Source organism: Kribbella sp. (assembly GCF_035687465.1).
Lineage (GTDB): Bacteria > Actinomycetota > Actinomycetes > Propionibacteriales > Kribbellaceae > Kribbella.
On the sequence record NZ_DASRXP010000300.1, the window covers coordinates 1 to 3960 of the forward strand.

A 3960-nucleotide genomic window follows, 5' to 3' on the forward strand; every position below is an offset into this window, starting at 1 on the left:
ACCCAGGCCAGCTAGACACCCAAGCTAGGTGGAACGCGGGTCTCACCGACGACCAGCATGCAGACACCGACGGTCAGGTAGAGCACCACGCACAGCCCGAGCGCAGCCGCAGTACCGGCCAGGGCGATCACTGTGCCGGCCCCGACCATGCAGGCGGACGATCCCAGGTCCCTTGCGATCCTGGTGGCCGACAGCCCCACCTCAGTCGTCCCGGCGAGATCCACCAGCAGTGCGGGCAGTACTCCGAACATGCAGCCGCCCGCGATCCCCAGCGGTACCGCGGCCGCGAACAGCACGGGCACCGACGCACTGGACATCGCCGCGAACACCAGACCGACCCCGAGCACCCCGACCGTGGCCCCGAGCACGATCCCCGACCGCCGGCCGCGCAGATCCGACCGCGCGCCCAGTACCGCGGTCGTCACCACCTCGATCAGGTACATCGAGGTGAGGAAGATCCCCAGCCGGAGCCCGTTCAGATCCAGTACTTCGGCTGCCACCAACGGGATCACGGTGAGGCCGATCGCACCCCGCAGACCTTGTCCTGCCGAACCCATCCACAGACCGAGCACCGCTCGCGGCCGACCCATCCCGGGCAGACTCGGCAGGCTCCACCTAGGTCCCAACCGAGGTGGAATCTTGGGCAGTGTGAGCCGGGCGAACAGCGCGCAGCCCAGGGCGAGCACCCCGCAGACAGCGAAGGCCAGCCGCAGACCCGCAGTACCGATGCCGACTCCGCTGACAGCACCACCTGCCAGTGGGCCGACTGCCGATCCCAGAGTCATGGCGGCTTGGAAGCGGCCCATCGCCCGCCCGACCCGGTTGCTGCCGGCCAGCTGGACAGCAAGCTGGGGCGCGGCAGCGGCGTACAGGGCCAGACCGATGCCCTGGACGAGGCGGGAGGCTGCCATCAGCTCGAAGGTTGGTGCCACTGCCGAACCGAACGAGCCGAGCGCCCACAGCAACATGCCGTTGACGATCGCCCGGCGCGGTTCGAGATACGGCAGCAGGCGGGTGCCGAGGATGTCGAGCACGAGCACTACGGCAGGCAGTGAGGCGACGGAGACGCCAGCGGCGAACGCGCCGGCGCCCAGTTCCATCGCCAGTACCGCGGTGAGCGGTGCTGTGAGTCCCAGCGTCAGGCCGGAGCCGACTGCCAGCGCGTGGAAGCACCCCTGCACCCGACGCAGCTCGGCCCGGCGCACCGGGGACGGTAACCCAGCCGTCCCCGATGCAGTCTCCTCAGACCCCGACTGCAGCACGGTCAGTGGTCAAGGCCTGAGCCAGATGCCAGTCGGTCGCTTGCTGGTAGGCGTCACCGGCCCGCAGTACGGTCTCCTCGTCGAACGGCCGCCCGATCACCTGCAGCGAGAGCGGCAGTTGCTGGGCGCCGAGGCCGATCGGGATAGACAGGGCCGGGTTGCCGACCGCGTTCCAGTACGACGTGTGCATCGCCCGGAACCTCTCCATCCCCGCGGCCGCGAGACCGTCGATCGCGAACGCCGCCACACTTGCCGTCGGCGTGACGATCAGGTCGACCGTCTCGAACAACGACGCCACCTCGCGCTGGCCGACCCGGCGTACGCGCTGGGCCTGGACGTAGTCGGCACCCGAGTACGCCGGTGCCGCGCCCATGCCCTGCCGGGTAGCGGCGAAGTAGTCCGACCAGCGACTCTTCAGATCGGGTGCGTGATAGGCGAACGCCTCACTGCGAGACGTGACACCAGTCGCCGCCGTGAGCTCCCGGTAGTACGGCAACTGCACCGGTACTACGGTCGCCCCGCGCTCGGCCAGTACTGCGAGCGCGGCGTCGAGTAGCTCGCCGAGCAGCGGATCCTGGTCGGCCCGGCGATGTTCCGCCAACGGGTCGACGCCGATCCTCAGGCCGGTGAGGTCGCCGGTCAGAGCGGCCTCGTAGTCCGGCACCGGCTCGTCGGCCGCGCACGGGTCGCTCGCGTCGTGCCCGGCCAGCACGTTGAGCATGATCGCGCAGTCGCGGGCGGACCGGGCCATCGGGCCGATGTTGTCCAGGCTGTAGCCGAGCGGCACGCACCCCGATTTCGGTACCCGGCCGAAGGTTGCCTTGAGCCCGGAAATGCCACAGAACGCCGCCGGGCCGCGGATGCTGCCGCCGGTGTCCGTGCCGAGACCACCGAGGAAGGCTCCGGCCGCGACACCGTTGCCGGTGCCCGAGCTGGACCCACCGGTCCAGTGGTCCGGGTTCCAGGGATTGCGGGGGATCGGGAACGGTTTGGACGGGTCCGGCAGGCCGGTGGCGAACTCCATCGTCGTGGTCTTGCCCGTGATGACGCCGCCCGCCGTACGCAGGCGACTCACCACCGGCGCGTCCAACTGGTCGCCCCAGGAGGGGTCGTGCACCAGGCTCTGGGCGGTGGTCGGCCCCTCGACGCTGGTGATGATGTCCTTGATACCGAGGGTGATCCCGAGCAGGGGACCGGCCGGGTCGCCGGCCGCGTAGACCTCGTCCGCCGCGGCAGCCGCCTTGCGGGCCGGCTCGTCGAACCGGGCCAGGTAGATGCCGAGTTGCTCGTCGTGTGTGTCGGCGACTGCGATGGCCTCGTCCAGCAGTTCGGTCGCGGTGACCTCGCCGGACCGCAGTGCCGCCAGCGCGGCGGAGATCGTCCGGGCCGTCATGGGCGGGCGGAGAAGATCAGGGCCGGCTCTTCGTAGCGGGCGGCGGTGACGGAGGCGACCAGGGCGGAGTTCTCCCGGGCGATCGAGTAGGCGGTGGCCAGCGGCCCCAGATCCGTCTCGATCGGTTCGACACCGGCCATCGCCAGTACCAGCGCCAGCTGTTCGGATTCATTGCTCATGGCAAGCTCTCTTCTCTCTGGAGGGGTCAGGCGGCCAGCGCGTCGACCGGCGGCATCGCCAGGTGCCAGTCGGTGATCTGCTGCAGGGCGTCGGCGACCTTCAGCACGGTGGCTTCGGCGAACGGCTTGCCGACGATCTGCATCGACAACGGCAGACCGCTGGTGGAGAAGCCGACCGGGATGGCGACGGCCGGGAGGCCGGTCAGATTCCAGTGGCCGGTGTAGCTCACGACCTGCAGCCGCTTGCTCGGCGACAGGTCGGCCGCGCGTTCCGCGGGAGTCGGCGCGGACGGGGTGATGATCACGTCGTAGTTCTCGAACAGCGCCGCCACCTGGCGGGAGAACATCATCCGGAAGCGCTCGGCCTGGGCCACATCGCCCGCGCTGTAGAAGGCACCGCGGGCCAGCGTCGGCCGGGTGTGGACGCCGTAGTCGGTCCAGCGGTTCACCAGGTTGTTGCGGTGGTACGCGTAGGCCTCGGCCACCAGGATGATGTGGTTCGCGTCCTTCGCCTCGGCCGCGTGGGCGAGCTCCACCTCGGTCGAGGAGGCACCGAGACCGACCAACTGCTTCACCGCCACGAGGACCGCGTCGTGCATCTCCGGATCCAGCTGCTCGTGGTCGAAGAAGTACGGCATCGGCAGCGCGATCCGCAGTCCGTCCACCGACCCGTCCAGCAGTTCCGTGTACGCCGGGACCGGCTGCTGCGCCGCGTTCGGATCGGTCGGGTCGAATCCCGCCATCACCTCGAGCAGAGCAGCGCAGTCCCACGCGCTCCGAGCCATCGGGCCGATGCTGTCCAGGCTGAACCCGAGCGGGACGACCCCGCTCTTCGGCACCCGGCCGAACGTGACCTTCAGGCCGGTGTGGCCGTTCACCGCGGCAGGGCTGCGGACCGAACCGCCGGTGTCGGTGCCGAGACCACCAAGAGCCAGGCCCGCGGACACGGCGATACCAGTACCGGAGCTGGATCCTGCCGGCGTGTGCTCGATGTTCCACGGGTTGTGTGGGACCGGGAAGCCCTTGGTTGCGTCCGGCAACCCGATGGCGAACTCGCTGGTGGTCGCCTTGCCGACGAACACGGCACCGGCGTCCCGCAGCCGGGCAACCACGGGGGCATCAGTAC

Annotated in this window: 4 protein-coding genes; all 4 read right to left on the reverse strand. The window is 69.8% G+C overall.

Going from position 1 to position 3960, the window contains the following annotated elements:
* Positions 1–11: 11 nt before the first annotated feature.
* Positions 12–1205: an MFS transporter gene (locus VFG33_RS15125; RefSeq protein ID WP_325026784.1), complete on the reverse strand. Its 1194-nt coding sequence runs from the start codon at positions 1203–1205 to the stop codon at positions 12–14.
* A 37-nt stretch (positions 1206–1242) separates the two neighbouring features.
* A complete protein-coding gene (locus tag VFG33_RS15130; RefSeq protein WP_325026787.1) occupies positions 1243–2655 on the reverse strand; it encodes an amidase in 1413 nt (470 codons plus the stop codon).
* Positions 2652–2834 (reverse strand): hypothetical protein, encoded by a 183-nt coding sequence (locus tag VFG33_RS15135; RefSeq protein WP_325026789.1) that lies wholly within the window; start codon positions 2832–2834, stop codon positions 2652–2654. The genes VFG33_RS15130 and VFG33_RS15135 overlap by 4 nt, the downstream gene beginning before the upstream one ends.
* A 26-nt stretch (positions 2835–2860) precedes the next feature.
* The coding region (locus VFG33_RS15140; protein ID WP_325026791.1) for an amidase at positions 2861–3960 on the reverse strand (1100 nt) is incomplete at its 5' end.

Excerpts from the sequence above, each read along its gene's own strand:
- VFG33_RS15130 (WP_325026787.1), bottom strand. The coding sequence starts at position 2,655 with ATGACGGCCCGGACGATCTCCGCCGCGCTGGCGGCACTGCGGTCCGGC.
- VFG33_RS15135 (WP_325026789.1), bottom strand. The coding sequence starts at position 2,834 with ATGAGCAATGAATCCGAACAGCTGGCGCTGGTACTGGCGATGGCCGGT.